This window comes from Rhizobium sp. CFBP 8752 (genome assembly GCF_014842035.1).
Taxonomy (GTDB): domain Bacteria; phylum Pseudomonadota; class Alphaproteobacteria; order Rhizobiales; family Rhizobiaceae; genus Neorhizobium; species Neorhizobium soli.
Genome location: NZ_JACYUZ010000005.1, coordinates 270,790 through 297,610 on the forward strand (window position 1 = coordinate 270,790; position 26,821 = coordinate 297,610).

Here is a 26,821-nt window from a genome sequence, read left to right on the forward strand (position 1 = left end):
ATGCCAAACTCGCGCTTGTACTCCCTGCCACAGTTGCCCCTGACCTATGATGCAAGCGAACGGCTCAAGGGCGTCGCGGGCAATTGGTGTGGGCAGGCTGTCTCAACCCGGTTTCGTCCAAGGGCTTTTGCTCGGTACAGAGCACCATCGGCGCTCGCGAGCATTTCGGCGAGGTCATGGCAGTCCGGTGCCGCAAGACCAATACTGACGGTCGCTTGGGTCTTCAGGCCCTCTGCTTGCGCGGCTGCGATGGCGAACCGGCGTGCGATCACTGAGCCACGACTGAGAGCTTGATGATGGTTGCACCGTGGCAGGAGTGCGGCGAATTCCTCACCACCCAGCCGGACAAGAAGCGCGTCGGGTCCCGCTTCTTCGCGGGCGGTCTCTGCGAACAGCTTGAGAATCTGATCTCCGACTGGATGGCCGTGACGGTCGTTGATCGCCTTGATGTGGTCGAGGTCGAAGGCAAGCAGGGAGACGGGGTGGCCTTGCCGCTCCCTTATGATCCGAGCTGCCTGCTCAAAAAAGGCGTGGCGGTTCGCAAGCCCGGTCAACTGATCGGTTTGCGACAGGCGGAGCAGGTGCTGCTTCTCCTCCTCTCGAACGATCATCAGAAAAGACATCGGCATCGCTACAGAATACAAGACGGCCTCGTACATCGTCGCCTTTCCGATGGTGGGGAGAATATCTGGCCCGTACAGCTGAAGGAGGATAGGGGCAATGAACGCGCGGCAGAGGTAGAACACGGCGTGGAAAGCCGAGATCGATACTGCGATCGGACGCGAGCGCAATCGCTGGACCGTGCGGCTGCGCAGAAGTATCCAAGATGTCAGGCCGCAGGTCAGCGCGATGGGGACAGACGAGACATGGTTCCAGAAGGCGGCCGGGAAGTGCGTGCCAGCGATCGCCCAGGCGAGAGCCAGGAGGCTTAGCGCTCCAGCAGACGACCAGACATATCGGTGACCGTCGAGGCCGGCGATGGCGTTGAGGACCAAAAGGTAGCCCAACATCATCAGGATGTTCGTCGCCCCCATGCCGAGCGCGACCTGGATTTGGCTGCGGTTCATTGCAAGTGCGCAGCCGAGAACGAACGCGAAGAGAGCCGCGGCCATAACACCGAGCACGCGTGCGCGACCTGGATGAGCCTGCCTTTCCCAAAGGAGAAGCGACGCTGACACCAGCAGCGTTCCGATTGTTAAGTACCAGAGAGTTTGTAAATCGATCTGCATTGCTCTGCCTGCCTTGAGTCAAAGCTTACAGGGAGATGTTTGAAGGATTCTTTACGTAGCCTCCTATGCCGCCGACATGGTTGGCGTAACGTTAAGCGTGGCGTTACATGCCTGCACTAAAGCATAGGGTTGCTTCCCGCTGTCATACAACTTGCCAGCGGATCGAATGTGACGGTCGCATCTTTAGCCGCCGCCATACCCGCACCTAGTGGAAGGTGATATGGTTTTCAGTACAGAAAACATCTTCGGTTTGCATTCAACCGAGAGCGCCATTGAAGCTGCCCGGCATATAACCGGAATGTCGCCTCGTCATTCCCAACCGCCTGCACCAAGGGAGCCGAGCGAAGCATGATCTCGCTGGGCGGCGCGTTCGCTGCCGCTCAGCGCCAGTGTGGCAAGATCCACCCTGTTGCGCCGCGACAAAGTCTGGGTCGTGTTTCTGTGACATTGGCAGGCTGGTCAGAACGAGCCGACGACAAAGTGGTAGCGCTATCATACTTCCACGAACACTTGCCAATCAACCAACCTCACACTAGCTTACGTTATGCGCGGTAGAATTCCATCTGATGTTCTTCTCCGGCCTGAAGATCTGGCTCTGCTCGAAAGAGTATTTGCGCAGGCAGTGCCGATACACGACACGCATCCCGACGAGCTCGCGATGCTGCTTTTCCGCTTGTTCCAGGAAGGAATGAGAGACGAGAAGAAACTGCTGACAGCGGCCGAAGCGTGGTTCCTGTAAGCCGACCTTGCGCCCTTTGACCCGATCGAGAGCGAGGAGGTAGCAGATGCCGTCTCGGTTATCTTCGTAAGCGGAAAGATCGAACAGTACGATCTGGTCGTCATTGCGGAGGGCGTGGGCTCATCGACCCGCCAACTTGTAATCCCTCGGCAGGCTGACACAGCGTTCCTCCACTAATGAGCTGATGAACTGCCTAAGGAATCTTAGTGATTTGATCTCTAATGACCGGGTCGTAGGTTCTGGTCCCATCAAGGAGCTATATGACCTTGCCGTTCAACACCCCAAAACGCGATACCGGCCGATCGGCAGCATCATGGGACGGCCGGAGACCGGGTCGGTGATGATCTGGCTTTCGAGCCCGAATACGGCGCGGATGTTCTGTTGCGTCAGGACCTCTTCGGGGGAGCCGGAGACATGGACCCGACCCTTTGCGATGGCGACCAGATGGTCGGCGTAGCGAGCGGCAAGGTTTAAGTCGTGCAGGACCATGACAACAGTCGTGCCACGCTCGCGGTTGAGATCGGTCAGAAGGTCGAGAACGTCGATCTGGTGGCTGATGTCGAGAAAGGTCGTGGGCTCGTCCAGCAACAGGATGTCGGTCTCCTGTGCCAGCGCCATGGCGATCCAAACGCGTTGGCGTTGACCGCCGGAAAGCTCGTCCACGGGTCTTTCGGCAAGTTCGGTCGTGCGTGTGGCGGTCAATGCCGCATCGACGGCTTCGTCATCCTTACGCGTCCAACGGGAAAACAGGTTCTGGTGCGGATGTCGGCCGCGGCTGACCAGATCGGCAACCGCGATGCCCTCAGGTGCGATCGGCGACTGGGGGAGGAGGCCCATGGTCCGGGCAAGCAGCCTGGCCGACATGCGGTGGATCGACTTGCCGTCGAGCAGAACCTGACCTTCCCGCGGGGCCAGAAGCCGCGACATGGCTCTCAGCAGCGTGGACTTGCCGCAGGCATTGGCGCCGACGATGGCCGTGATCCTGCCCGGCGGGACCGTCAGGTCGAGGTCATGCAGGATGTTGTCGGTGCCGTAACCGGTCGACAGCCCGTGGGCTTCGAGCGTGTGTTCTGGCATTGCACTGTTCATAGGGCGCTTCCGGTACGGTTGACGCGTACGATCAGGTAGATGAGGTAGGGTGCGCCCAGCGCTCCGGTCACGACACCAACCGGATAACGGCTCGGCAGCAGGAACTGACCGGCGAAATCGCCAGCCAGCACCAGCACCGCCCCGATCAGAGCTGCCGGAACTAGCGGCGAACTGCTACTGCCGACGATACGAACGGCGATTGGCCCAGACAGGAAGGCGACGAACGCGATCGGCCCCGATACGGCGGTCGCCGAGGCGATCATGCCGACGGCAGCAACCATGATCAGCATGCGGGTCCGCGCCACTCCTACGCCGAGGGCGGATGCCATATCGTCTCCGAGGCGCAGCGCTTCCAGATCGCGGCTGCGGTTGAGCAGAAGGCCGCCGAACACGGCAAGCGAAGCGAGAAGCGGGATTGCCTGGCCGAGTTGGGCACCGTTAACGCTGCCGGTCAGCCAGCGCATCGCCTCCTGCAGGTTCCAGGCCGGTGCGCTGGAGAGGATATAGGCGATGATGCTTTCCAGCATGGCCGAGATGCCGATGCCGACCAGGATAAGCCGTGTTCCGGCCACTCCGTTGCGGAAGGAGAGGCCGTAGACGAGCATGGAAACGCCGAGCCCCGCGACGACTGCGATGACTGAAACGATCGGACCGTTCAGCGACAGGACGATGATGGCAAACACCGCCGCAGCACTTGCGCCTGAGGTAATCCCGATGATGTCCGGGCTTGCCAACGGATTGCGCAACATCAGCTGGAAGGTGACGCCGCCAAGACCGAAGCTCAATCCGGCAAGAACCGACATCACAGCACGCGGCAGCCTCAGCTGTCCGACGGTAAAGGATGCGCCTCCGATCTGTTCGCCGAGCAGGACACGGATCACCTCGAGTGGTGGCGTCACGGTCTGACCGATGGCGAGGCTGAGCGCAAACAGCGCCACGACCAGCAGCGCCAGAATGGAAACCACGCTTCGGTAGCGGCGCTGTCGGCGTCGGCGATTGGCAATCAGTGTCTGCAGCGAGGTGGAAACCATCGTCAGAGTTCTCGCACGCGCTGGCGGCGTACGATCCAGATGAAGACCGGCGCTCCGATCAGCGCAGTCAGGATACCAACATCGATCTCCGCCGGCCGGGCGGCTATGCGGCCCGCAACGTCCGCGGCGATCAGTAGACAGGCGCCGCCGAGCGCCGAAAACGGCAGAAGCCAGCGGTGGTCTATCCCGACCAGCAGCCGGCAGACATGCGGCACCACAAGTCCGAGGAAGCCGATCGGGCCGCAAACGGCAGTCGTTGCGCCACAGAGAAGAATAGCGCCGATCGAGGCGGAGGCGCGAGCGAAGGCAACCCGTTCGCCCAGACCGACGGCAAGCTCGTCACCCAGTGCCAGCAAATTCAGCTTGCGGGCCGACAGAAGGCTGATCGCGAAGCCGACGGCGAGAAACGGCAGGACCGGCCAGATCCTCTCTGATGTCGCCCCGCCAATGCCGCCGATCTGCCAAGAGCGGATGCCGCCGGCTATATCGGCGCGCGGCAGAACCACGGCAATGACGAGAGACGCAAAGGCGACTGAAGTCGCGGCCCCCGCCAGCGCCAGCTTCAACGGCGTCGCGCCGCCACGCCCGAGCGAGCCGATCGTATAGACGAACACGGCAGCGAGCGCCGCTCCTGCGATCGCCCACCAGATATACGCTCCCGCAGTCTCGATCTGAAACCAGACAATGCCGATCACCACGGCGAGCGACGCACCCATGTTGACCCCAAGGATACCGGGATCGGCAAGCGGATTGCGGGTGACGCCCTGCATCACGGTGCCGGCAAGACCGAGTGCCGCACCGGCCAAGACGCCAAGAAGCGTTCGCGGGATACGCAATGCGACGGCAGCCTGGCCGAGGTTGTCCGTCCGGCCAGCGAGAGCAGCAGTGATATCGCTCCAGCTCACATCACGTGTGCCGACCGTCACCGACAACGCGCAGAGCGCGGCGAGCAGCGCCACGACACCGGCAAGCCACAGGGCGCGGTTGCGGTTCGTTAGCGCGATGGCCGATATGCGGTGTTTCGCATCGGGGCGGCGATCCGTCATCATCAGTTTGGAGCGGTCGTGCCCACGGCCTTGGACAATAGCGCCACGTAGTCCGTCAGCAGCCAGGAGATCGAAAGCGGCGTCGGGTTTGCGGCTGTGCCGAGCGGATTGCGGCTGAGCATGACGAGGCCGCCCTTCGCCACTGCCGGCATGCGCGAGGTCAGCGGATTGGTTTTCAGCGCATCAAAAAGCTTTTCGCCACCATAGGTGACGACGATATCGACGTCGTCGAAGGCATCGATCCGCTCGGCACTGACGGATCCGGAAAACTTGCCTGAGCGCGATGCTTCCACCACGCTTTTGGGCGAGGTCAGGCCGAGATCGGCAAAGAACTTCACGCGGGTATCGTGGGATGTGTAAAAATTGACCGTGCTGAGGTCGGTCGGGTCGAGATGGGTGATGAACATCGCCGACTTCCCCTTGATTTCCGGATGACCGGCGACCGTCTCGGCGATCTGTCCCTCGATCCTGGTGATCAGGGCCTCGCCTTCGTCCGATATGCCCATGCCGGCGCTGTTGAGACGGATCATCGCCCGCCAGTCTGTCGACCAGGGCCCGTCAGGAAAGGCAACGACTGGGGCGATCTGGCTCAGCGTGTCGTAGTCTGCCTGGCTGAGGCCGGAATAGGCGGCGAGGATCACATCTGGCCTTGTTGCCGAGACGGCCTCGAAATCGATACCATCGCCTTCGTCGAACAGGACCGGCGTACTGCCATCGAGTTCCTTCAGCCGTGCGGCCACCCAGGGCAGCACGCCGTCACCGTCATCATCGCCGAAATTCGCGCGAGCAAAGCCGACCGGCACAATACCAAGCGCCAGCGGCACTTCGTGGTTGGCCCAGGCGACGGTTGCGACACGCACGGGTTTCTTCGTGATAACAGCCGTTCCCAACGCGTTTTTGAGGACGATGGGGTAGGTCTGACCGTCGGCAGCAGCCGCTACGCCCGAAAGAGAAGACAAAAGACATACGGCCGCAAATCGCACGGCCAGGAGAAAAGACCGCATCATAGGGTGACCTCTGCCTCGCTTTAAGTAGACTTCCATTTTCAGGTTCACGAGACGGCGTCAACGAGAAGCCGACAGATGCGCAGATCTTGGCCTGCAATTTCCGTGGTTTTTTACAATTTACGAAAAAAATACAATACCGGACAACAATTCTCAAGTTATCAGCGTTGCAGGGGACATTTCTGGTAAGACAATTTGCTGCGGCCAAAGCATTTCAAGTGCTTGGGCGGGTAACGACTTTGCGGCCTTTCCCCTGAAAAGATCACGCCAACCCTTGGAATTTGCAATATGGATATAGCAGGCCGCCGCGCGTACCGGTTTACCACTCGCTCCTCAAAAGCTGTCCTTCTCGCTTGTACGGCGCTTGTCTCACTGTCACCGACCATGTTGGCCGCGCAGGAAGCCAATTCGGGTTCCAATACGACATTGGCTCCGATCGTCATCAGCGGAAGTGGCACGACGCTCGATACGAGCAACGATTCCCAATCGATCGTCGCGACGGAGACTACCGCAGTCGGTAGAATGCCGAACGATATCCTCGTTGCGCCGGCATCCATCTCCGTCATCACCTCGAAGGAGATCGAGGAGCGCGGTGCCGACAGCGTCGAGAAGGTGGTGCAGTACACGGCTGGTGTTGTCACCGACTATTACGGTGGTGACGATCGTTACGACTATATCGATATTCGTGGTTTCACGCCCTACACCTACCGCGACGGGCTGGCGATCGGCCGCACATTCGGCGGCGTCAAGGAAGAACCCTATGCCTATGAGCGCATCGAGGTTCTGAAGGGCACCAGTTCTTCGGGTTTCGGCGCGGCCGAACCGGGCGGCGCGATCAATTACGTGACGAAGCTGCCGAAGACCGAACGCTTCGGAGAGGTTTATGCGACCGGCGGCTCGTTCAGCCACAAGGAAGGTGGCTTCGACTTCGGCGATAATCTGACCGAAGACGATACGCTGTCCTACCGTCTCACCGGCAAGTTCCAGAATGCCGATGCGGAATACGATTACTCCAAGGACAACGAGAAGTTCCTGATGGGCGGCCTCACATGGCGCCCGACCGATCTTACCAGCCTGTCCTTCGTTTTCGATCATCTCGACAAGGACGGCATTCCGGGCAGCGGCGGTCAGCCGATCGGGTCGGACTTCGATCGCGACAAGTTCTTCGGTGAGCCTGACTATTACTTCCTGACCACCAACCGCAATTCCTACAGCCTGATGTTCGACCACGACTTCGACAACGGCCTGAGCTTCGGTTCGAAAGCGCGCTACAGCAATTCCGACACCGCGTTCGGAAGCGCCTATTTGTCCAATACGCGTACCGACGGCTCGAACCTTGCGGATCGCTACTTCTTTGGAAGCGATACCTCAACCGAGCAATTCGTTGTCGATGCGCACCTGATGTACGAAAAGGACTTCGACAATGTCGAGAGCCGGACGCTCGTCGGCATCGACTACAACAACTTCAAGTCGGACAATTACGGTCTGTACGATACAAGTGCACCGCCGATCAGCACCACCGATCCGGTTTATACCGGCGGACCGGTTTCAACCGACCCCACCTACGGTACCGCAAACGACCAGAAGACGACGGGTCTGTATCTGCAGCAGGATCTCACCTTCTGGGATAAGCTAACTACCAGTGTCGGCGTGCGCAACGATTGGTTCGATCTGAGCCAGGACGATCTCTTCTCGTCCGCTTCAGATTCCGACACGCAGAGCAAGTTCACCAAGCGGTTCGGCGTCAGCTACAAGATCACCGAGGAAGTCGCAGCATTTGCAAGCTATGCCGAGTCGGCTGCACCTCCCGGCATCGGTACCGAGCCCACGATTGGACGCCAGTATGAGGTTGGAATCAAGTACCGTCCGGAAGCCTTCCCCGCGCTGTTCACGGCGTCGGTCTATGACCTGACGAAGAGCAATATTACCGTCTACGACAGCGTCACCTATCTGCCGTCGACAGTTGAAAAGGTCCGCCACCGCGGTTTCGAACTTGAAGCCAAGGCGGAAGTGACCGAGAGCATCGACGTCATCGCAGCCTATAGCTATATCGACTCCAAGATCGACGAGCCCGGTGGCGTCAATGACGGCAATCGCCTGATGCGCGTACCCAAGCACCTGGCATCTGTGTGGACGACCTACACGCTGGACGGCGAGGGCGCTCGCGGCGACATGACGTTCGGCGTCGGCGGTCGATACATGGACTCCTACTTCCTCGACCTTGCCAATAGCGGATCGTCGGAAAGCGCCTTCCTGTTCGATGCCTCCTTCACCTACAAGATCCAGAAGAATACGACGTTCCAGCTCAACATGAGCAACGTGTTCGACGAGAAGCATATTGCCAGCCAGGACAGCGGCGGCGTCTATTACAATCCCGGCCGTACCGTTATGGCGACGCTGCGCCAGACCTGGTAACGCGGAACTCGAAACGAAAAAGCCCACGCGCCTGAAAGTGGGTGGGCTTTTCCTTTGGGATGATCGCGTGGCTAGCGAACCTGCAGCATCCGCCGCCACGCCGCGGGGGTCTCGCCAGCAACCTGCCGGAATGCCTTGGTGAAATGCGCCTGGTCGGAGAAACCGAGCTGTGCAGCAATGCCTGCAACTCTCAGGTCGTTGTCGAGCAGCAGTTTCTTGGCAAGATCGATCCGCCTGGCAAGCTGCCATTGGAGCGGGGTCTTGCCTGTCGTCTGCTTGAAGACGTTGGCAAACCAGCTTTCAGACAGGCCGACGGCGGCCGCCATTTCAGCGACGGTCATCCGGCAGTCGCCAAGCGCGTCGATGCGGGCGGCAAGCTTGTTCATCTGCGCCTGGGTCAGACGGCCGTCGGCTTTGCCAGCACCCTGTTCGGAGATCTCGAGCAGTCCGGTAACGATGCTGCCGACCAGGCTTTCCGCATAGACCTCATGGCGAGAAGGATTGTCCAGTTCTTCGGCAAGCAGACCGGCAAGCACCTGCAGCCCCGGCGCATCCTGTAATTCCGCAGGCTGTTTCAGCGCTGACAATGCGGCAGCCTGCCCGACCGATGGCGACAGGAAGCGCAGCAGACGGTCTTTATGAAGATGCAGGTTTAGATGCGAGAAGCGATGAAGTGACGTGCTCGTCGTCCACATCGGCACGCCCGCGGGAATGTAGATTGCCCGGGTCAAGGGCCGGTGATTTCGCTCGAAGTCGCCATTCTGGTTCGAAATGCGGACTCTCGATGAAACGTCGTCGAAGAAGATCATGATGCGCGGATCGGCGGCGAGGTAATAGCCGTTGGCACCTGCCTGGCTTTCCGCCTCCCAGAGTGCGCCGACCATACCGTCGAAGCGTCTCCATTTGACCGGGGAGATAACCCGAATGCCATCCGTGCGCCAAACCATGGAATGCCAGAAATTCAAAGGGCACATAGCTCCTAACGGCTCGCTTTGCGCAGCAACGCGAGCGCGGGTTTACCACAACATGACAAATACCATTTTTCGAAGATGTTCATCAACGAAGAAGACTCCGCCCCGAATGGCTTCGTGTCTAAGGCCCACTCATCCCATGAGGCACTTGGCAGAACAGCGGCAATCCTCCTCGCAGGCGTCGTTCGATTACCCGAAAAGTCTGCCGTTCCTCCCGCGGCCGGCATTTTCGTTCTTCAGGTACGCGAACAATGCCGAAAGGATGTCTTCGGGCAATTGTTTCGGCTGGACAGCGCTATGCCGTCTCGAAGGTTCGTGTCCGATCAAGGCGGCCGATCGGACGTTCTGTGTAGGGCGCGACTCCGTTCGATTTTTAAGTTTGGCAATGACACATTCAGTACATGATGTTAGCCAGAAATCGCCGGGTGCTGTGTTGGGACGGAGCGTCGAAAAACGCGCTGGGCTCATTGACCTCGATCACCTCTCCTGCTTCCATGAACACGACACGGTCTGCCACCTTTCGTGCGAAGCCCATCTCATGGGTCACGACGATCATGGTCATCCCCTCTTCTGCAAGCGTGACCATTGTGTCGAGAACCTCTTTCACCATCTCCGGATCGAGAGCCGAGGTTGGCTCGTCGAACAGCATGACCTGCGGCGTCATGCAAAGCGCCCTTGCGATCGCCACCCGCTGCTGCTGCCCTCCGGACAACTGACCGGGGTATTTGTCGGCCTGTTCGGGGATGCGCACCTTCGCCAGGAAATGCATGGCCATCTCCTCTGCATCTCGTCGACGTTTTCCGCGGGCCAGGATCTGAGGCAGGGCGCAGTTCTCCTTGACGGTCAGATGCGGGAAGAGATTGAAGTGCTGGAACACCATCCCGACCTCGCGCCGGATTGCATCCAGGTTCTTAAGGCTGTCGCCAAGCGTGATGCCATTGACGGAAATACTGCCGCGCTGGTGCTCCTCCAGCCGGTTGATGCAGCGGATGAGGGTCGATTTCCCGGAGCCGGAGGGCCCGCAGACGACGATGCGCTCCCCCGTCGCGACGGTGAGGTCGATGTTCTTCAGGACGTGGAAGCTGCCATACCATTTGTCTAGGGCGGCCACTTCGATAGCGTTCAGGTCATTCACGGTCATCGATAGCTCCGGGATTGCACGCGGATTTCAAGCCAGCGGCTGTAGTTGGATATGCCGAAGCAGATCAGGAAATAGATCAAGGCGACGAAGACGTAGCTCTCGACATAGGGGGCACCCCATACGGGGTCGGTGGCCGCCACGCGGGCAGCGCTCAGCATGTCGAAGACACCGACGATGAGGACGAGGCTAGTGTTCTTGACCATCACGATGGCCGTGTTGGTAAGAGGCGGAATAACCTTTTGGAGTGCTTGTGGCAGGACGATGTGCCACACGGCCTTCCATCCCGGAATGCCCAAAGCCTTGGCAGCTTCTATCTGGCCGGCCGCGACACCTTGCAGGCCGCCGCGGATCACCTCTGCAAGATAGGCGGCGGCAAACACCGTCAGTGCTGCCAGCGTGCGCCCGAGCTTGTCGATCGACCATCCTGCCGGCAGAAGTAGCGGCAACAGGATGGAAGCCACAAACAGCAGCCCCACCAGCGGCAGGCCGCGGACCAGCTCGATCGTCATCAGGGACAGCATTCGGGGGATCGGTAGCGACGAGCGTCTTCCGAGTGCAAGGAATACTGCGAAGGGAAAGCCGAGACCAAGCGACAGCAAGGCAAGCAGCAGCGTCACGGGCAGCCCGCCCCAGCTTGACGTCGGAACCGGCGTCATGCCGAGGAAGCCGCCCCACATCAGAGCGAGCATGACGGCGACGCATGCGATCCAGGCAGCGATCAACCGCTGGCCCCATAGCTTCGGGGACAAGGAGGCGAGGATCATCGCAAGGATCAGGCCCATGACCAGAAGCGGTCGCCATTGCTCGTCCGGTGGATAGACACCGAAGATGATGAAGCGAAATTTTGCCGCGATGAAGGCCCAGCAGGCACCGCCGTCGCGGCAGGCGGAGGGATCGTCGGTGGCCCACACCGCGTCCAGCACCGCCCAGTTCAGTGCCGGGATCATCAGGATCAGCAGGAAACCGGTGGAGACGGTCAGCACCGATGCCACCAGATCGCCGAAGAAAAGCCGCAGCAGGGGCCTTCGCGGTGGCCTTGGCGGAGCGGATGGCTCGATATGGACAGTTGTTGAGGCGACATCAACTACGGTCATCGTGCCTCCACCAACGCGACATGCGCATTGTACCAGTTCATGAACAGCGACACGGCAATGCTGATGGTCAGGAAGATGCCAAGCAGCAAGCCGATGCTCTCGATCGCCTGGCCGGTCTGGTTGATCACCGTGCCGACGACGAGGCCGAGCTCTGGGTAGCCGACTGCGAGCGCAAGCGTCGTGTTTTTGACAGTCGACAAATACTGCGATGTCATCGGGGGAATGATGATGCGCAGTGCCTGCGGGATGATGATCTTGGTGAGCGTATGCCGTTCCGACAGCCCGATCGCGCGTCCGGCCTCCCACTGCCCGATCGACACGGCGTCGATGCCGCCGCGGATGATCTCTCCGATGAAGGCGGAGGTGTAGATCACCAAGCCTAGCATGAGGGCGGCAAATTCCGGCGACAGACGCAGCCCGCCTGTGAAGTTGAACCCCCGCATTTCGGGAAGGCTGACCACGGCACTTGGCTGGAGAAGCAGCGCCGCGCCGAGGGCAACGACGGCCGTAAGCCCAAAAAGTGCCAGGACGGGGTGGCGGTCACGCCACCGGCCTGTTCCCATCATGAGGTGACGCAAGCGCCAAGCACCCAAGGTCACGAGGATGACGAGGCCGATCATCAGCCAGGCCATGGCGTCCAGTTCCAGTGCGGGAATGTAGAATCCCCTCAGCGACAGGAAGACGCCGGGTAGGGGATTATAGGCCTCGCGCGGCGCCGGCAGCGCTGTGGTGGCGAGCGCGTACCAGAACAGCAGGTGGACGATCAGCGGCATGTTGCGCATGGTCGTCACGAAGACGCCGGCGACGCCTGAAGTCAGCGGATGCTTCGACCGCCGCGCCAGTCCGACAAGCAAGCCAAGCGCCGTCGACAGGAAAATCGCGAGGGCCGATATCGCCAGCGTGTTGCCGACGCCTGTGACGTAAGCCCAGAGGAAGGTGTCGGAGGGGTCGTAGGGCAGGACGCTTTCTGAGATCGGGAAATTGGCGCGACGCCAGAGGAAGTCGAAGCCGACCCTGATCCCGCGGGCATCGAGGTTGGTGACGGTGTTCATCACAAGCCAGAGGAGGAGGGCGGCAAAGCCGCCCAGCAGAAGGATCTGCCCGCCCCAGCTTCTGAACCGTCTGTTATCGAGAACAGCGGAAATCATGATCGACACCAATCGCTATTGAAAGGCTATCGGGAACATCAGCCCGCCATCGGAAAACAGCCTGTTGGGACCGCGTTCGATCTTGAGAGGACTGCCGGCACCAAGGTTGCGGTCGAACATTTCGCCGTAGTTGCCGAGCTGCTTGACGATATTGTAGGCGAACTTGTCATCGAGCCCGAGCGCCTTGCCGTTACCGGGCTCGACTCCGAGGAAGCGCTTTACCCGCGGGTCGTCCGAGCCCATCATTTCGTCGATGTTGGCTTGGGTGATGCCGTAGAGCTCCGCATTGAGGAGTGCCTGGATCGACCAGTTGACGATATCCGTCCAGTTGTCGTCGCCGTGGCGCACGGCCGGTGTCAGGGCATCCATATACTTGGTCGCCGGGAAGATGACGTAGTCGTCGGGCTTGTCGGATTGCGTGGCGCGAACGGAAGCAAGCGCGGCCGCATCGGTGATGAGGGCATCGCAGCGGCCGGAGAAGAAAGCCTGGCGGGTGGCGGCAACGTTGTCGAACACGACCGGGTTTAGCTGCAGATTCAGCTTGGTGGACACATCGTTGACGACGACCTCGGTGGTGGAGCCCGTCTGAACGCAGACGGACGCTCCCGTCATCTCCTCAACCTTGGTGACGCCGGATGCCTTGGCGACCATGAAGCCCGTGAACTCATAATAGGTCGGGGTGGTGAAATTGATGCCGTTCGCATCTCGCTGCAATGTCCATGTAAGGGTGCGGGGCAGGATGTCGATTTCGCCGGTCTGGAGCGCCGGAATGCGCTGCTGACCGCTCAATTGGACGAACTCCACCTTGTCCTTGTCACCGAAGATGGCTGCTGCCACAGCGCGGCAGGTTTCGACGTCGAGGCCGGTCCAGTGACCTTTGTCGTCAGGGGATCCAAACCCAATGGTGCCCTGACTTGCACCACAAATAATGCGACCTCTCTCCTTTACCTTGTCGAGCGTTGGTCCTGCGTGCGCAGTCGTCGCCATCAGTGTGCCGACGACTGCCGCAATGCCGATTGTCCAGTTTTTCATGTTGTCGTTCCCTTTGTTGTTTTTGGTTCGTGATTTGCTCAGACAGCCTTCTTCACGGCGGGCGCTGTCGCGATCGCTTCGATGATCGGCTCGAGGTCTGCCCAGAGATCGTCTTCATCTTCCAGACCCACGTTGATCCTCAAGATCGTGCCGGGATGGGCATGAGCGTCAGTCGCGCGGGTGATGGTCATCGGTGCAAGAAGGCTGTGGGTGCCGCCCCAGGAGGCGCCGATCGAGAAGGTCTGCGCCGCCGTCAGGAGGTCGGGGAGAGCAGCCTCGGCGTGCGGGGGAATGACAAGGCTGAACACGCCGCTTGCGCCGGCAAAGTCTCGCTGGAAGAATTCATGGCCGGCAGCGCCGGGGAGGGCTGGATGAAGCACCAGTTCCGGCGCAACGCGGTCCGCAATTTTCCGGGCAAAATCCAGGGCAACCCGGCCGCAATGGGCAAGCCGCACGCCCATGGTCTCCAAGCCGCGAAGCGCCAGCGCGCAATCATCAGGCGAAACCCCCATCCCGATCATCCGCATGGTGTCCTTCAGCCTCTTGTGGAGCGCGATGTCCTTGACCGCGATCGAGCCCATGAGAAGGTCGGAATGGCCGCCGACATATTTCGTCAGCGCCATCGACGAGAAGTCCATGTCATGGGCGAGCGGCTTGAAGTAGAGCGGAGTCGCCCAGGTGTTGTCGCAGCCGGTCAGAACGCCGCGGGATTTTGCGGCCGCGACGATGGCGGGAATATCCTGGATCTCCATCGTCGTAGACCCGGGCGATTCCGTCCAGATCAGCTTGACGGTGTCGTCGATAAGGGTTGCGATGCCGGAGCCGATCATGGGGTCATAGATGCGGTAGGAGATGCCGCGCGGCTTCAGGTAGTTCTCGCAGAAGCCCGCCACCGGCGGATAGGCGCTGTCGGGAATGAGAACCGTGTCGCCGGGCATCAGTGCAGAGAGGAAAACCACAGTGATGGCGGCTTGTCCCGAGGGAGCGAGAACTGTCCGAAGCCCCTGCTCCAGAGCCGTGATCGATGCCTCGAGCGTGCGGGAGGTCGGTGTCCCGTGGAGGCCGTAGGTGTAGCCGTCGGGGCCTCGCTTGGAGCGGTTGGCATAGGCTTCTGCGCTGTCGAAGACGATTGTCGATGCCCGGTAGGTTGGTGTTGCAAGGCTCGCAAAACCTTGGTGGGAAACTTCGGGCCGCTTTACGCAGAGCGTCTTGTCACGCATGAACTGTCCTCATTGGATATTTTCCAACAGTCTAAGCAGTAGCGAGGTAGACAAACAATTGACCAGAGGATCTAAGTCTATGCATAAACCGTATAGGTGAGGGATGAACTTCCGTCAGATTGAGGCCTTTCGCGCCGTCATCATCAGTGGCACCGTCTCGCGCGCAGCCGAACTCATGGGCGTGACGCAACCGAATGTCAGCCGCCTGATTGGCGAACTGGAAGACTCTGTTGGATTTGCGTTGTTTGACCGAGTTAAGGGGCGGTTGATTTCGACTCCGGAAGGACAGGCATTCTACCGCGATGTCGATGCCAGCTTCAAAGGGCTTGATCTGCTGCGCTCATCCGCGGCTCGGATCCGGGATTTCGGTTCGGGGCAGATCCGCGTGGCAAGTCTTGCCGCTGCTGGATCAACGATCGTGCCGCGTGCAGTGAAACGGTTTCGGGAAAGCTACCCCGCGGCGATCGTGACGCTCAGCATCATGTCATCTGCTGCTGTACGCAACCATATTGTCGATGGCGATTTTGATCTCGGTCTCGCGGCCGATGAAGTCGACTTGTCAGGCGTCGAACATCAGGTCTTCGGTAGCTTCCCGGCGCTATGCGCCATCCCGCCAGGCCATCCTCTGGTAAAACGAGACGTTGTCCGGCCGGAGGACTTTCATGAAGTGGATTACATAGCGTTGTCGGCAGAGGATCGGGCTCGGCTCCAATTCGAGCGTCTCTGCGCCGAAGCAGGATCCAGACCTAATCTTGTAATTGAGACCCCTTTTGCCATCACGGCCTGCGCACTCGCGCTTGAGGGAGTAGGCCTGGCAATCGTCAACCCACTTGCTATCGATGGTTTTGCTCAGCGCGGCCTGATTTTTCGACCCTTCGAGCCCTCGGTCTACTTCAAGAGCTATCTATTGTTTCGGCCGGATATGCAAAAGGCGAGCCTCGTGCGAGCCTTTGTCACGGCACTGATGGCAGTTCGTAACGCAAGATAGGAACTGCTACTGGTCCTCGCCGCTGCGAATGCAGGGTGGTTTGCGGACTCTGTGCGGATAAGTGCCCTCTTTCCAGCGCAGGTCCCGGTGGAAGGCAAAATACATTTCATCGAAGTGGTTCGTGAAACATCGACACCGCGACCCCTGGCCGTTTGCCCTGTTTTCTAAAAACGTCGAACTTCGTTTTGTCCAGGGTTGCGTCCTTTCTTCCAAGTCGGTAAATGTAATAACATTACATTAACGAGCAGCGCGTTGCTCGCCATGCGCCGCGGGAGATAGACAGTAGTCGTGACTGAAGCATGCCTTACCTTTGACAATCTGACCTTGGGCTACAATCGCCATCCTGCTGTGCATCACATGACCGGTGTCGTACGCAAAGGAAGCCTCGTGGCCGTTGTTGGCGGGAACGGATCGGGTAAATCGACCCTGATGAAGGGTATCGTTGGTCTATTGCGACCTATGAGTGGTACGTGCTCGATAGCACCGGGCACCCGCTTCGCCTATCTGCCACAGCTTTCCGAGCTGGATCGCTCTTTTCCAGCTCGTGTGCTTGACCTTGTGTCGCTCGGTCTCTGGCCCAAAAGGGGTCTTTTGGGTCGTCATAGCGCAGAAGACAGGCAAGCGGTGACGCAAGCGTTGCTGTCCGTCGGCCTGGAAGGGTTCGAGAAGCGTTCCATCGACACACTTTCGGGAGGACAGATGCAGCGAGCGTTGTTCGCGCGTGTCCTCGTGCAAGATGCTGATCTCATTCTGCTTGACGAACCATTCAACGCTGTCGACTCCAGGACGCTTACCGACCTGATAGCGCTCATCAAGCACTGGCAGGATCAAAGGCGCACTGTCATGGTCGTCGTGCATGACCTTGATCTGGTGCGCGAGCATTTTCCCGAGGCGCTTCTTCTGGCGCGGCGGTCGATTGCGTGGGGTGAGGCGCGTCAGACACTCTCTGCCGAAAATCTTCTTCGCGCACGCCAGTTCGGCGAGGCATGGGACGAGAACGCTCCATGGTGTGGGCAACCAGCTCATCACCTGCATGAGACAATGATCGGTCATGACGGCATCGCGGCGTCACCGGCACGTGGCGGGATGTAATCGATATGCTCTATGAGACGCTGATACTACCGTTCGTAGAATTCGGGTTCCTGCAAAGGGCGCTGTTTGGCGCATTCATGTTGTCGCTCAGCGCTTGCCCGGTCGGCGTCTTCCTCATGTTGCGCCGCATGAGCCTGACTGGCGACGCAATGGCGCATGCGATCTTGCCTGGTGCAGCTGCCGGCTTTCTGCTTTACGGCCTTGAGATCGTTCCTATGACCATCGGTGGTTTGATTGCCGGCGTGGTCGTAGCACTGGGTGCCGGCGCCGTCGCCCGGTTCACGATCCAGAAAGAAGACGCCTCTATGGCCGCCTTTTATCTGATTTCACTCTCGCTTGGCGTGCTCATGGTTTCTTTGCGGGGCTCAAGTGTCGATCTTATGCACGTCCTGTTCGGAACGGTGCTGGCGCTGAACAATGATGCCTTAATCCTGATCGCCATGGTGTCGGTGATGACGCTTTGTGCTCTCGGAGTTTTCGGACGGGCGCTGGTGGCTGAATGTATGGACCCCTTGTTTTTCCGCTCCGTGTCACGCCTGGGCTCGCCGGTCCATTTCCTCTTCCTTGGTCTCGTCGTGACCAATCTCGTCGCTGGCTTCCAGGCGCTTGGCACCTTGCTTGCGGTCGGATTGATGATCCTGCCTGCGGCTGGCGCACGCTTCTGGACGCAAAGCGTTGCAACGATGTGCCTGTTGTCGGTTGCGATCGGGTTGTTTTCCTCGGCCGTCGGCCTCCTGTTATCCTACCACGCATCCTTGCCATCAGGACCGGCGATCATGTTATCGGCAGGCTCTGTCTACTTTTTCTCCGTCATCGCAAGCCCTCGCGGCCTGCTTTTGTCGCACCTGCGGCGTACCGCTCACCGCAGCGCCTGAACCGTCCCAGCACTGGATATACAATGAAGAACATGAGTAATCTCATCGCCAGGATGACAGTTGTGACATTCGCCTCATTGGCTGTTCCCGCTCTTGCTCATGCGGAAAAGCTGTCGGTTGTCGCCAGTTTCTCAATCATCGGCGATTTCGCGAAAGCTATCGGTGGCGAGCGTATTGCTTTGCGAACACTGGTTGGTGCCAACAGCGATGCCCACGTTTACGAACCGAAACCAGCTGATGCATTGGCATTGGCCAAGGCGGACGTCATTCTGGTGAATGGATTGCTGTTCGAGGGCTTTATGGACCGTTTGATCCAGGCAAGCGAAGCGACAGCAAAAGTGACCGTTTTGACCGAGGGCGCGGACATTTTGAATGATCCGGCGGGTGGCCATTATCACTATGTCGATGGAAAGGCGGTCTTTCACGCAACGCCGAACGACCCACATGCGTGGCAGTCAGTTGGCAATGCCAAGATCTACATCCAGAACATTGCCAAGGCGTTCTGTGCCGCAGATGCACAGGGCTGCTCGACATACGAAGCAAATGCGACCGCGTACTCAGAACAATTGGCGGCTCTTGCCGAGGAGATCGAGGCAGCTGTGAGCGCGATCCCGCAAGAGCGGCGTGTAGCGGTTGTCGCGCACAACGCCTTTCGCTACTTCGAGCGGGATTACGGCGTGACCTTCTTAGCGCCCCAGGGCGTTTCTACCGAATCTGAGGCATCTGCCGCAGACGTCGCCTCGCTTATTCGTGAGATCCGCGAGAAGCGTGGTGCTGCCGTATTTGCAGAAAACATTTCGGATGCACGCCTCGTCGAGCAGATCGCTTCAGAAGCCGGACTAACGCTCGGCGGCACCTTGTATTCGGACGCCCTGTCGCCAGCCGGCGGACCCGCGTCGACCTACATCGACATGATGCGGCACAACGTCCAAACCCTCACATCTGCGATCAACCGCGGCTGAGTCACCGTCCAACTGGCAGAAAAACCGCCTTTTGAATGTTATGTAATATCATAAATAGGAGAGATGAATGAGACGTTTAATCCGAGGCGCATCTGCGTTGGCGCTATCAACGGCCTTGCTGGGATCAGCGGCGTTCGCCCAGGATGATGAGGAAAGTGTAACACTTTACCGCGTGTTCGTCGGCGACCATAAGGATCCGAAGGTTACGGCGTTTGACCTGAGCAAGCCTGAGAAGCGCTGGACGTTCGACACAGTCGGCCAAAATAAGCTTTACAGCGTCAATGAAGGCGCCAGCGTTGTCGCGGTTCAGTCTGACAATGATGCCGTCACCTTTATCAATAGCGGGATTACCCTTCACTCGCATGGTGACCATTCCGACATCACGATTACCGATCCGTCGGCCTTGGAAAAAGCCTTGACCGGCCCGCGCCCGTTTCACGTCATCGACCATGACGGCAAGATCGTCATCAACTTCGACAAGGGTGGCTACAACGAGATCGTCGATGCTCATGAACTGACCGATGGCGAGATTGAATCGATACGCCTGAAGCAGGCCCGAGCTCATCACGGTTTTGCCGCTCCCGTCGGAAACGGCTGGGTAACGACGGTCGCTTCCGATGCTCCGGTCGAAGGCGATTCTGCACCGACCCGCGTCGGTTTGCGTGCGGTGAAGGAAGACGGCACGCCCACAGGTGATGTTGCATCCTGCACAGGCATTCACGGCGAAGCCTTTTCCGGCGCTTACCTCGCAGCGGGATGCAAGGAAGGCATTCTGACGGTGATGGCGAGCGCCGATGGCCCAGTGACCAAGATGTTGAACTATCCTGCCGACATGCCGAGCGGCGAGACGACCGGCACGTTGCTGGGTGCCAAGAGCATGCAGGTGTTTCTCGGTAACTATGGCGCCAAGGGACTTGTCGTTGTTGACCCCGCGGACGAGCCGAACTTTCGCTACATCGAGCTTCCTTTCCGCCGTATCGACTTTGCGCTTGATCCTGCCAATGCCCGCTTTGGTTACGCATTGACGGAAGATGGCACTCTCCATCAGATCGACGTCCTTGATGGCAAGCTTGCTAAAAGCGCTAAGGTGACAGGTCCCTACTCGATGGATGGGCATTGGAACGATCCGCGTCCGCGTATCGCCATGGCTGGCGATGACATTGTCATGACCGATCCCAATGCCGGATTGGTGCGTCGCATCTCCAAGACTGAACTTAAGGAAGTCGGCACGATCAAAGTTGAAGGCAAACCTTATAACATTGCGGTTGCCGGTGGCAGCGGCAAGGTCCACGAGCACGCTGACGGTGATGCTCATGACCATAGCGGGCACGAACACGCTCACAGCCACGGCGATCCCAAGATCTACGCCGGTTATTTTGAGGACAGTCAGGTCAAGGATCGCCCGCTGGGTGATTACGCTGGCGATTGGCAGTCGGTCTATCCTTACCTCAAGGACGGCACCCTTGATCCAGTATGGAAGCATAAGGCTGAAAAGGGCACTTCAAGCGTAGAAGAGATCCGCGCCGAGTACGAAGTCGGTTACAAGACGGATGTGGACCGCATTACCATCGACGGTGACGTTGTCACATTCTTCAAGGGCGACCAGGGGTCCAAGGGCACCTATGCCTATGACAGCAAGGAAATCCTGACCTATAAGAAGGGCAATCGCGGCGTCCGGTTTATCTACAAGAAGACAAAAGGCGATGTTAGCGCTCCTCAGTTCATCCAGTTCAGCGATCACGGAATTGCTCCGAACAAGGCTGAACACTACCACCTGTATTGGGGCAACGACCGCGCCGCGCTACTGAAGGAAGTCACCAACTGGCCGACTTATTACCCGTCTTCATTGAAGGCAGACGAGATCGTCAGTGAAATGAAAGCTCACTAATCGATCGAGCCTTTCCAGACATCCGGTCATGACTGATCGGATGTCTGGATTATGCAGCGCATGGGTATCGGAGGGCGGGCCAGGGAGAGGCAGACAGGCCACATCGTCCGGGCCCGAGCTCACGAGCATTAAATCCTGCTGCTCGACAAGCCCACCAACCATCTCGATATCTACCATCAGATTGCTATCCTCCGCGTGTTGAAGGTTCTAGCCAGAATGTAGCTTATGGCTCTGCCGCGGAACCTTGGTGCCGCATTGCCAAAGCTGATGATGCGGTCTCGTTGATTAAGATTACGAACATCCGGTTGATCGGTACCGCTGTCTCAGACAGTGGAATAATATTCGAAGTTCTAGTCAGCGGGAGCAAGCAGGTGAGGGTTCCAAACGACATCCCTTAGATGTCCGTCCAAATCACGGAAATAGCCAGCGTAGCCGCCGTAAAAAGTTGTCGCCGGGGCTTTTACGATCTCGGCTCCCGCTCGCCCTGCGGCGTCTATAACCGCATCGACCTCTTCTTTGGTCGAGACATTATGCCCGATGGTGAAAGACGTCGAGCTAGGAGGATCTAGCGGCAAGCCTGTGTCATGAGCGACGTCTACCTGCGACCAAAGCGCGAGCTTCAAGCCACCAGCAAGATCGAAAAAAGCTACTGCGCCATGTTCGAACTCACGTCCAATGATGCCTTCCGTTGGCAGGCCAAGGCCGTCGCGGTAGAAGGAAACAGATTTCTCAAGGTCCTTAACGCCAAGCGTCAACACTGTTACTCTAGCTTCCATGCCCAAACTCCCACATTGTCGCGCGCACCATGCACGCGCATTGTAGTCTTGGGCCGCAAGAGAACAGCGGAAGGACCCATATTGATGGGGGCTGGACCAACCTTCCCGAGCCTAACCTGTTTTAGACGGCAGGATGCTAACTTGCGGCCATTCCGTCGTCAAGACGACTGCCGTTGCGCGGAGCCGGAGAAGACCTCTCCCTAGCAGTTATGGATCAGGTGAGACGTCGGGGAGGGCGATCTTCGCTAAGTTGCGGATCGGCCGAGACTACGAGGGCGGTCTATTAGTTAGTAAACGCTAATAAAGCAATTCCGCAATAAGCAACGCCAAGTGTTGACGTCTAATATACCGTGTTCCTTACGTTCGNCACGAGGCGGGCATTTCGGTGTTGGATGCGTCCGGCAGCGGAGGCAATCAGGCCGCTTCGCTTGCCGGTGCTTCTTTTTCCTTGAGTTCGATCTGGCCGGAATTGGCAAGCCGGATCGATATACCCCGATCTATCAGCATCCCGTCGCTCAGCTTGCGCTGCCGGGCAGGCCTGAGAGCTTTTCGCGGATGACGTCCTAGAGCATCTCGTGGTCCAACGTCCAATCGGCGACAACATTCAGTTTGAAATTCTCATCTTCCAAAGCTTCAATCGGTGTATCTCGTCCCGCAACAGACCCGCATATACCTGCGCCAACTGAAATATGTAGCCCGGCTGAATTACGCCTTCTAGTAAGTCGCAGGATCCGGCACCCCGTCGTCGCCTGCTTCAAATTTACGCATTCTGGGCGTCCAAGAGCTTCGATGCTTTCATGCTACTGCTCCTTTTTACCGGAACTATGATCCATTTCGGCGACGTCGGCCTCGACCACACCATGCATCCTAACCAATGATGGGTTCGGTGCTCCAGGGGTTCAGTGTGGATCAAGACAATCTTGACCAAAGAAGTGTTGTGAGTGGCACACGTCCGCAGCCTCCTGCTGAAAGAAAGATACAACTGCAGGTGATGCGGACTTGACATCAAACCTGTGTCGATTCCACATGCCCGACTTGATACTGCACGGGAGATTTGTCGAAATGCAGCATGAGCTTATCACAAAGTCGACCGCCATTATCCTGGCTTCGACAACGGCGGAGCCTGCGGCGGAAATCAGCCAGAACGAAGTCAAATATATCCGTATCAATATCAGTAATTCGCTGCCCAAGGACATAACAAAAGCGCAGCTGTTGCGCTCACGTGGGCTGAATCACGCAACGCGATTGTCAGTACTTAGGCGCTCGCTGTTCGTTACGCTGCTTTTTGAAGGTCCAGCATGGTCTCACCCTTGATATACGTTATAAGCATGCCGGACTCGCAACGCCGTGAGCGTTGCCGACAACAGCTGGTCGATGCGAAAGCCCGTCATATCTTCATAGACGCAATCGACGGCTTTGCTTTGAGCAGCAGCGAGATCACGGCGGCTGGCTATGACGCTTCGGACGATCTACAATCCTTTAAACGAAAACTGTCGCTGGGAGAGATTGGCTGCTATCTCAGTCATAAGGCCGTCTGGTCTAGAATTGCCTGCGAAGGTCGGCCCGCCGTGGTTCTGGAAGACGATTTCGAGATACAGCCTGATTTCGTCGCAGAAATCGACAAGATCCTCAAATATGACGTTGATAACGTTCTAGTCAAGCTGAACGCACCCGCGGCGAAAAGGTGCAAGAGTCTGGAATTCTTTGACGTTTCCCGGTCATCCGGCTTGAAGAGACACGCAAAAGTCGGGTCGCGAACGACGGGCTACCTAATAGGTGCGGCGGCGGCTGAAAAGATGCTCACCATCCGGAAGACGTTCTCACGCCCGATCGACATTGACATGAAGTTCCTTTGGGAGCATGGCGTTCCGATCCTAGAGGCCGAACCGCCTCTCGTTCGCGAACGTTTTGCTGGAGCGACGCAGAGTTCGATCGACCTAAGCCGAGAGGCCGTCAAACCAAGGACGCTGTTTCGACGCTTCCTGAAGAACATCCGCTACCAAGCGGACTACAGTCGTAGCTTGCTCGCTTGGAGAAGCCGCTGGGAACCTATCCGGATGGTTCACGAAGTTGCACCGTTGCCGCGTAACCTCGCCGCTGCGCGGACTCATTTGGTCATCGTTCGTGCGGGACAGCGATCCCTGCATCCCGGCTGGCTGAATTTGCCATATGCCGAACGTAGTTTTGATCTTGTCGTCAGCTACTATGATAAGGAGGCCTTCGCGAGCCATGTCGAGCAGGAAGGTGTGCGCGCGCATCTAAATCTCGGTGGGAAGTGGGACGGCCTTTATGTTGCGCTGGAAATGTTGACCGCGGACCTCGATCGTTATGATTATGTCTGGCTGCCCGATGACGACATCGAGACGAATTCTGGTTCCATCAACGCGTTGTTCGATCTGATGAAGACGCACGACCTGTCGGTCGCCCAGCCGTCTCTGACGCGCAACAGCTATTACACGCATTTCATCTTCCTCAACTGTCCGGGGCTGCAACTGCGCCGCACGAACTACGTCGAGATCATGGTGCCTTGCCTTTCGATGGCGCTGTTAAAAGCGGTGAAGCAGCATTTTCGAGGCTCGATGAGTGGCTTTGGCCTCGACTACATATGGTGCCGTCTGCCGGAAGCTGGCGTCGGTCGCGCCGCCATTCTTGACACGGTCGTAGTGCGGCATACACGGCCCGTTGGTAACGTTCTAGCGGCGAGCATGCAGCGAAGCGGCGTTTCGCCTAAAGACGAAGAAGCGAGGCTGAACTCGGTCTACGGTCTGACGGAACGGATAACGCCGCTGGCCTATACGGCTCTCAGTGTCGACGGGACGGAAGTGCGTGGCCGCGCTCGAACCGGATTTACGATGGCTTGGCGGTACGGTCGTACCCTCTGGACGGAACCGGGTACTGACAGAACTTATGATCTGAGCCGCATCGTTCAGCTCCTTCGGCGGCAGTTAACGCGCAAGCTCAATCTATCCCTTATCTTTGCCACAGGCACCGAGAAGGGCCTCGCGACGGAAACCACCGCCGGTTCCGGTCTGCAGCCGATCTCTGACCACAAAATTTGAATTGGTAAAAAGTGTTGAAACATTCCATCTCTACGACTGACAAGCGGCTTCTCGTGCGGCTTCTTAAGGAGAACTTCTCAAAGCATGTCGTCTGGTACGGTATCTCGATTGTCGCGATGCTCGTTGTCGCGGGCTCGACGGCGTTCAGCGCTTGGATCATGCGCGATATCGTAAATAGCGTCTTCCTGAGGTCGGGCCTTGCGGTCGTGCTTGAGATCGCGATGGCGGTGGCCGCCATTTTCCTGATCAAGGGCGTTGCCACATTCGTTCAAGGCTACTACCTCAGCAAGGCTGGCAACAGCATCGTCGCCGAGCAGCAGCGGCGGATCTACGACCGGCTGTTGCGCCAAGGTGTTTCGTTCTTCCAAAACATGCCATCATCCGAGCTTTTGGTGCGCGTCACTTACAATGCGCAAGCCGCTCGCGCGATCATCGACACCATCGTGACAGCCTTCGTGCGTGACCTTTTCACGCTCATTGGTCTTATTTTTGTGATGCTGTTCCAAAACTTCCAGCTTACGCTGATCGCCCTGATCGCCGGGCCGTTGGCTATCTTCGGTGTACGCCTCCTGCTCAAGCGCGTCCGCAGCGTAATGGAGGCGGAACTCGCATCGATCGGGCAGATTGTCCAAGTAGTCCAAGAGACGAGCGTCGGCGTGCGAGTGATCAAAGCCTTCGCGCTAGAACCGTTGATGCAGCGCCGGATGAACGAAGCCGTATCAGACGTCGAAAAGCGCGCCAACAGCATTGCGCTGCTCGAAGCCGCAACCAGCCCGATCATGGAGACGCTGTCGGGCCTTGCCATCGCCGGCATCATCGCGCTATCTGGCTACGCCGTCATCGAGCATGGCGGTACTCCCGGCGACCTAATGGCTTTCATTACCGCGCTCCTGCTTGCCTATGAGCCCGCCAAGCGGCTTGCGCGCATGCGCGTCACCATCGAAGGGGGCATGATCGGCGTGCGTATGATGTTCGAGGTGCTCGATACGCCGATTACGCTGGAAGAAGCCGACAACGCGGCGATCCTTGCAAAAGGACCGGGCGAAATTCAGTTCAGAGATGTAACGTTCAGCTATGTCGATGGCCACGCCGTCCTTCCCCATATCAACCTAGTCTTCCCGGCTGGCAAGTTGACGGCTTTGGTCGGTCCGTCCGGTAGCGGCAAATCAACCATCGTCAACCTAATTATGCGGCTCTACGATCCGGCGTCCGGCAGCGTCCTGATCGACGGGGTTGATGTACGCGGCGTCACCTTCGAGTCGCTTCGGGCCAACATGTCCTATGTTGGCCAGGAAACCTTCCTGTTTGCCGGTTCCGTCAAGCACAACATCGGTCTGGGGCGAGCGGATGCGCGTGACGAGGACATCATCCAGGCCGCGAAATCCGCCAATGCGCACGACTTCATCATGCGCATGGAGCATGGGTACGATACCTTCCTCAACGACAACGGGTCGAACCTTTCAGGCGGCCAGCGCCAGAGGATTGCGATCGCCCGCGCCATGCTGCGCGACGCGCAGGTTCTCATTCTCGACGAAGCCACCAGCGCGCTTGATTCCGAGTCCGAGGCCTCGATCCGGGACGCTTTGGAGCGGCTGACCAAAGGGCGCACCACGATTGTCATTGCTCATCGCTTCTCTACAGTCGCCAGCGCAAACAAAATCATGGTGCTGGAGAATGGCCATCTAATCGAGGAGGGGACACAAGCGGATCTATTGAGCAAGGACGGTCTGTTCAAGCGACTCTACTCTCTGCAGTTCGACGCCCGGCTGCCCGGAACGACAGCTCTTGCAGAGTAAAACGGCCTCACCGGCTTTCGCAAACGAAGAATGGCAGCGTCATGAAAATTCTCTACTATAACTGGGTGCAGTTCGACGATGCAGATCGCAGGGGCGGCGGCGTCACCGTCTACCAGAATAATGTGATCAAGGAGATGATCCGTCTGGGCCATGACGTGACATTCTTCAGCTCGGGGCTTTCCTACAGTCTGTTAAAGGGCGAGGCGTTCATTAGGAAAACCACCTC

21 protein-coding genes are annotated in these 26,821 nt (G+C 58.4%); 9 read left to right on the top strand and 12 right to left on the bottom strand.

Annotated features, from left to right (window positions below; all coding sequences use genetic code 11):
- Positions 1-44 precede the first annotated feature (44 nt).
- From IFT59_RS21695 to IFT59_RS21715, 5 genes are all read right to left on the bottom strand, one after another.
- Positions 45-1,229, bottom strand: coding sequence for a GGDEF domain-containing protein (locus IFT59_RS21695; RefSeq protein ID WP_192088234.1), 1,185 nt, complete (start codon positions 1,227-1,229; stop codon positions 45-47).
- 1,012 nt (positions 1,230-2,241) lie between these two features.
- Positions 2,242-3,045, bottom strand: coding sequence for an ABC transporter ATP-binding protein (locus tag IFT59_RS21700; RefSeq protein ID WP_192088300.1), 804 nt, complete (start codon positions 3,043-3,045; stop codon positions 2,242-2,244).
- Between the two features lie 8 nt (positions 3,046-3,053).
- Positions 3,054-4,088, bottom strand: coding sequence for an iron ABC transporter permease (locus tag IFT59_RS21705; protein WP_113165865.1), 1,035 nt, complete (start codon positions 4,086-4,088; stop codon positions 3,054-3,056).
- A gap of 2 nt (positions 4,089-4,090) precedes the next feature.
- Positions 4,091-5,134 carry a FecCD family ABC transporter permease gene (locus IFT59_RS21710; protein WP_113165864.1) on the bottom strand — a complete coding sequence of 348 codons (1,044 nt, stop codon included), beginning with the start codon at positions 5,132-5,134 and terminating at the stop codon, positions 4,091-4,093.
- 2 nt (positions 5,135-5,136) lie between these two features.
- Positions 5,137-6,141, bottom strand: coding sequence for an iron-siderophore ABC transporter substrate-binding protein (locus tag IFT59_RS21715; RefSeq protein ID WP_446737855.1), 1,005 nt, complete (start codon positions 6,139-6,141; stop codon positions 5,137-5,139).
- A 285-nt stretch (positions 6,142-6,426) separates the two neighbouring features.
- On the opposite strand from IFT59_RS21715, the gene IFT59_RS21720 reads away from it, so the two are divergent.
- Positions 6,427-8,553 (top strand): TonB-dependent siderophore receptor, encoded by a 2,127-nt coding sequence (locus IFT59_RS21720; protein ID WP_113165863.1) that lies wholly within the window; start codon positions 6,427-6,429, stop codon positions 8,551-8,553.
- A gap of 71 nt (positions 8,554-8,624) precedes the next feature.
- On the opposite strand, the gene IFT59_RS21725 is transcribed toward IFT59_RS21720, so the two are convergent.
- From IFT59_RS21725 to IFT59_RS21750, 6 genes are all read right to left on the bottom strand, one after another.
- Positions 8,625-9,518 (bottom strand): helix-turn-helix domain-containing protein, encoded by an 894-nt coding sequence (locus tag IFT59_RS21725; RefSeq protein ID WP_113165862.1) that lies wholly within the window; start codon positions 9,516-9,518, stop codon positions 8,625-8,627.
- A gap of 400 nt (positions 9,519-9,918) precedes the next feature.
- Positions 9,919-10,665, bottom strand: a complete 747-nt coding sequence (locus IFT59_RS21730) for an amino acid ABC transporter ATP-binding protein (RefSeq protein WP_113165861.1) — start codon at positions 10,663-10,665, stop codon at positions 9,919-9,921.
- On the bottom strand, positions 10,662-11,759 hold the full coding sequence (locus IFT59_RS21735; RefSeq protein ID WP_113165860.1) for an amino acid ABC transporter permease: 1,098 nt from the start codon (positions 11,757-11,759) through the stop codon (positions 10,662-10,664). Before IFT59_RS21735 ends, IFT59_RS21730 begins: the two co-directional genes overlap by 4 nt.
- Positions 11,756-12,907, bottom strand: a complete 1,152-nt coding sequence (locus IFT59_RS21740) for an amino acid ABC transporter permease (RefSeq protein WP_113165955.1) — start codon at positions 12,905-12,907, stop codon at positions 11,756-11,758. Before IFT59_RS21740 ends, IFT59_RS21735 begins: the two co-directional genes overlap by 4 nt.
- A 15-nt stretch (positions 12,908-12,922) precedes the next feature.
- Complete coding sequence (locus IFT59_RS21745) at positions 12,923-13,939, bottom strand: amino acid ABC transporter substrate-binding protein (RefSeq protein WP_192088235.1); 1,017 nt, start codon at positions 13,937-13,939, stop codon at positions 12,923-12,925.
- 38 nt (positions 13,940-13,977) lie between these two features.
- Positions 13,978-15,159 carry a trans-sulfuration enzyme family protein gene (locus IFT59_RS21750; RefSeq protein ID WP_192088236.1) on the bottom strand — a complete coding sequence of 394 codons (1,182 nt, stop codon included), beginning with the start codon at positions 15,157-15,159 and terminating at the stop codon, positions 13,978-13,980.
- A 103-nt stretch (positions 15,160-15,262) separates the two neighbouring features.
- Between IFT59_RS21750 and IFT59_RS21755 the strand changes: the two genes are divergently transcribed.
- From IFT59_RS21755 to IFT59_RS23220, 5 genes are all read left to right on the top strand, one after another.
- Positions 15,263-16,147, top strand: coding sequence for a LysR substrate-binding domain-containing protein (locus tag IFT59_RS21755; protein WP_174197967.1), 885 nt, complete (start codon positions 15,263-15,265; stop codon positions 16,145-16,147).
- Positions 16,148-16,435: 288 nt separating this feature from the next.
- Entirely contained in the window at positions 16,436-17,239 is an 804-nt protein-coding gene (aztA, locus tag IFT59_RS21760; RefSeq protein WP_174197968.1) for a zinc ABC transporter ATP-binding protein AztA, read from the top strand.
- Positions 17,239-18,114: a zinc ABC transporter permease AztB gene (aztB, locus tag IFT59_RS21765; RefSeq protein ID WP_174198033.1), complete on the top strand. Its 876-nt coding sequence runs from the start codon at positions 17,239-17,241 to the stop codon at positions 18,112-18,114. The genes aztA and aztB overlap by 1 nt, the downstream gene beginning before the upstream one ends.
- Before the next feature lie 23 nt (positions 18,115-18,137).
- On the top strand, positions 18,138-19,076 hold the full coding sequence (gene aztC, locus IFT59_RS21770) for a zinc ABC transporter substrate-binding protein AztC (protein WP_174197969.1): 939 nt from the start codon (positions 18,138-18,140) through the stop codon (positions 19,074-19,076).
- A gap of 1,258 nt (positions 19,077-20,334) precedes the next feature.
- On the top strand, positions 20,335-20,964 hold the full coding sequence (locus IFT59_RS23220) for a ZinT family metal-binding protein (RefSeq protein ID WP_342366137.1): 630 nt from the start codon (positions 20,335-20,337) through the stop codon (positions 20,962-20,964).
- 350 nt (positions 20,965-21,314) lie between these two features.
- Here the strand turns inward: IFT59_RS23220 and IFT59_RS21780 are convergent, their stop codons facing one another.
- Positions 21,315-21,740: a VOC family protein gene (locus tag IFT59_RS21780; protein WP_192088238.1), complete on the bottom strand. Its 426-nt coding sequence runs from the start codon at positions 21,738-21,740 to the stop codon at positions 21,315-21,317.
- Between the two features lie 1,062 nt (positions 21,741-22,802).
- Between IFT59_RS21780 and IFT59_RS21785 the strand changes: the two genes are divergently transcribed.
- From IFT59_RS21785 to IFT59_RS21795, 3 genes are read left to right on the top strand one after another with little or no spacing between them, the layout of a single operon-like run.
- The gene (locus tag IFT59_RS21785) at positions 22,803-23,054 is read left to right on the top strand and encodes a hypothetical protein (protein WP_192088239.1); all 252 of its coding nucleotides are present in this window, start codon (positions 22,803-22,805) and stop codon (positions 23,052-23,054) included.
- Entirely contained in the window at positions 23,039-24,799 is a 1,761-nt protein-coding gene (locus IFT59_RS21790; RefSeq protein ID WP_274598302.1) for a glycosyltransferase family 25 protein, read from the top strand. The genes IFT59_RS21785 and IFT59_RS21790 overlap by 16 nt, the downstream gene beginning before the upstream one ends.
- An 11-nt stretch (positions 24,800-24,810) precedes the next feature.
- Positions 24,811-26,595, top strand: a complete 1,785-nt coding sequence (locus IFT59_RS21795) for an ABC transporter transmembrane domain-containing protein (protein WP_192088241.1) — start codon at positions 24,811-24,813, stop codon at positions 26,593-26,595.
- Positions 26,596-26,821 lie beyond the last annotated feature (226 nt).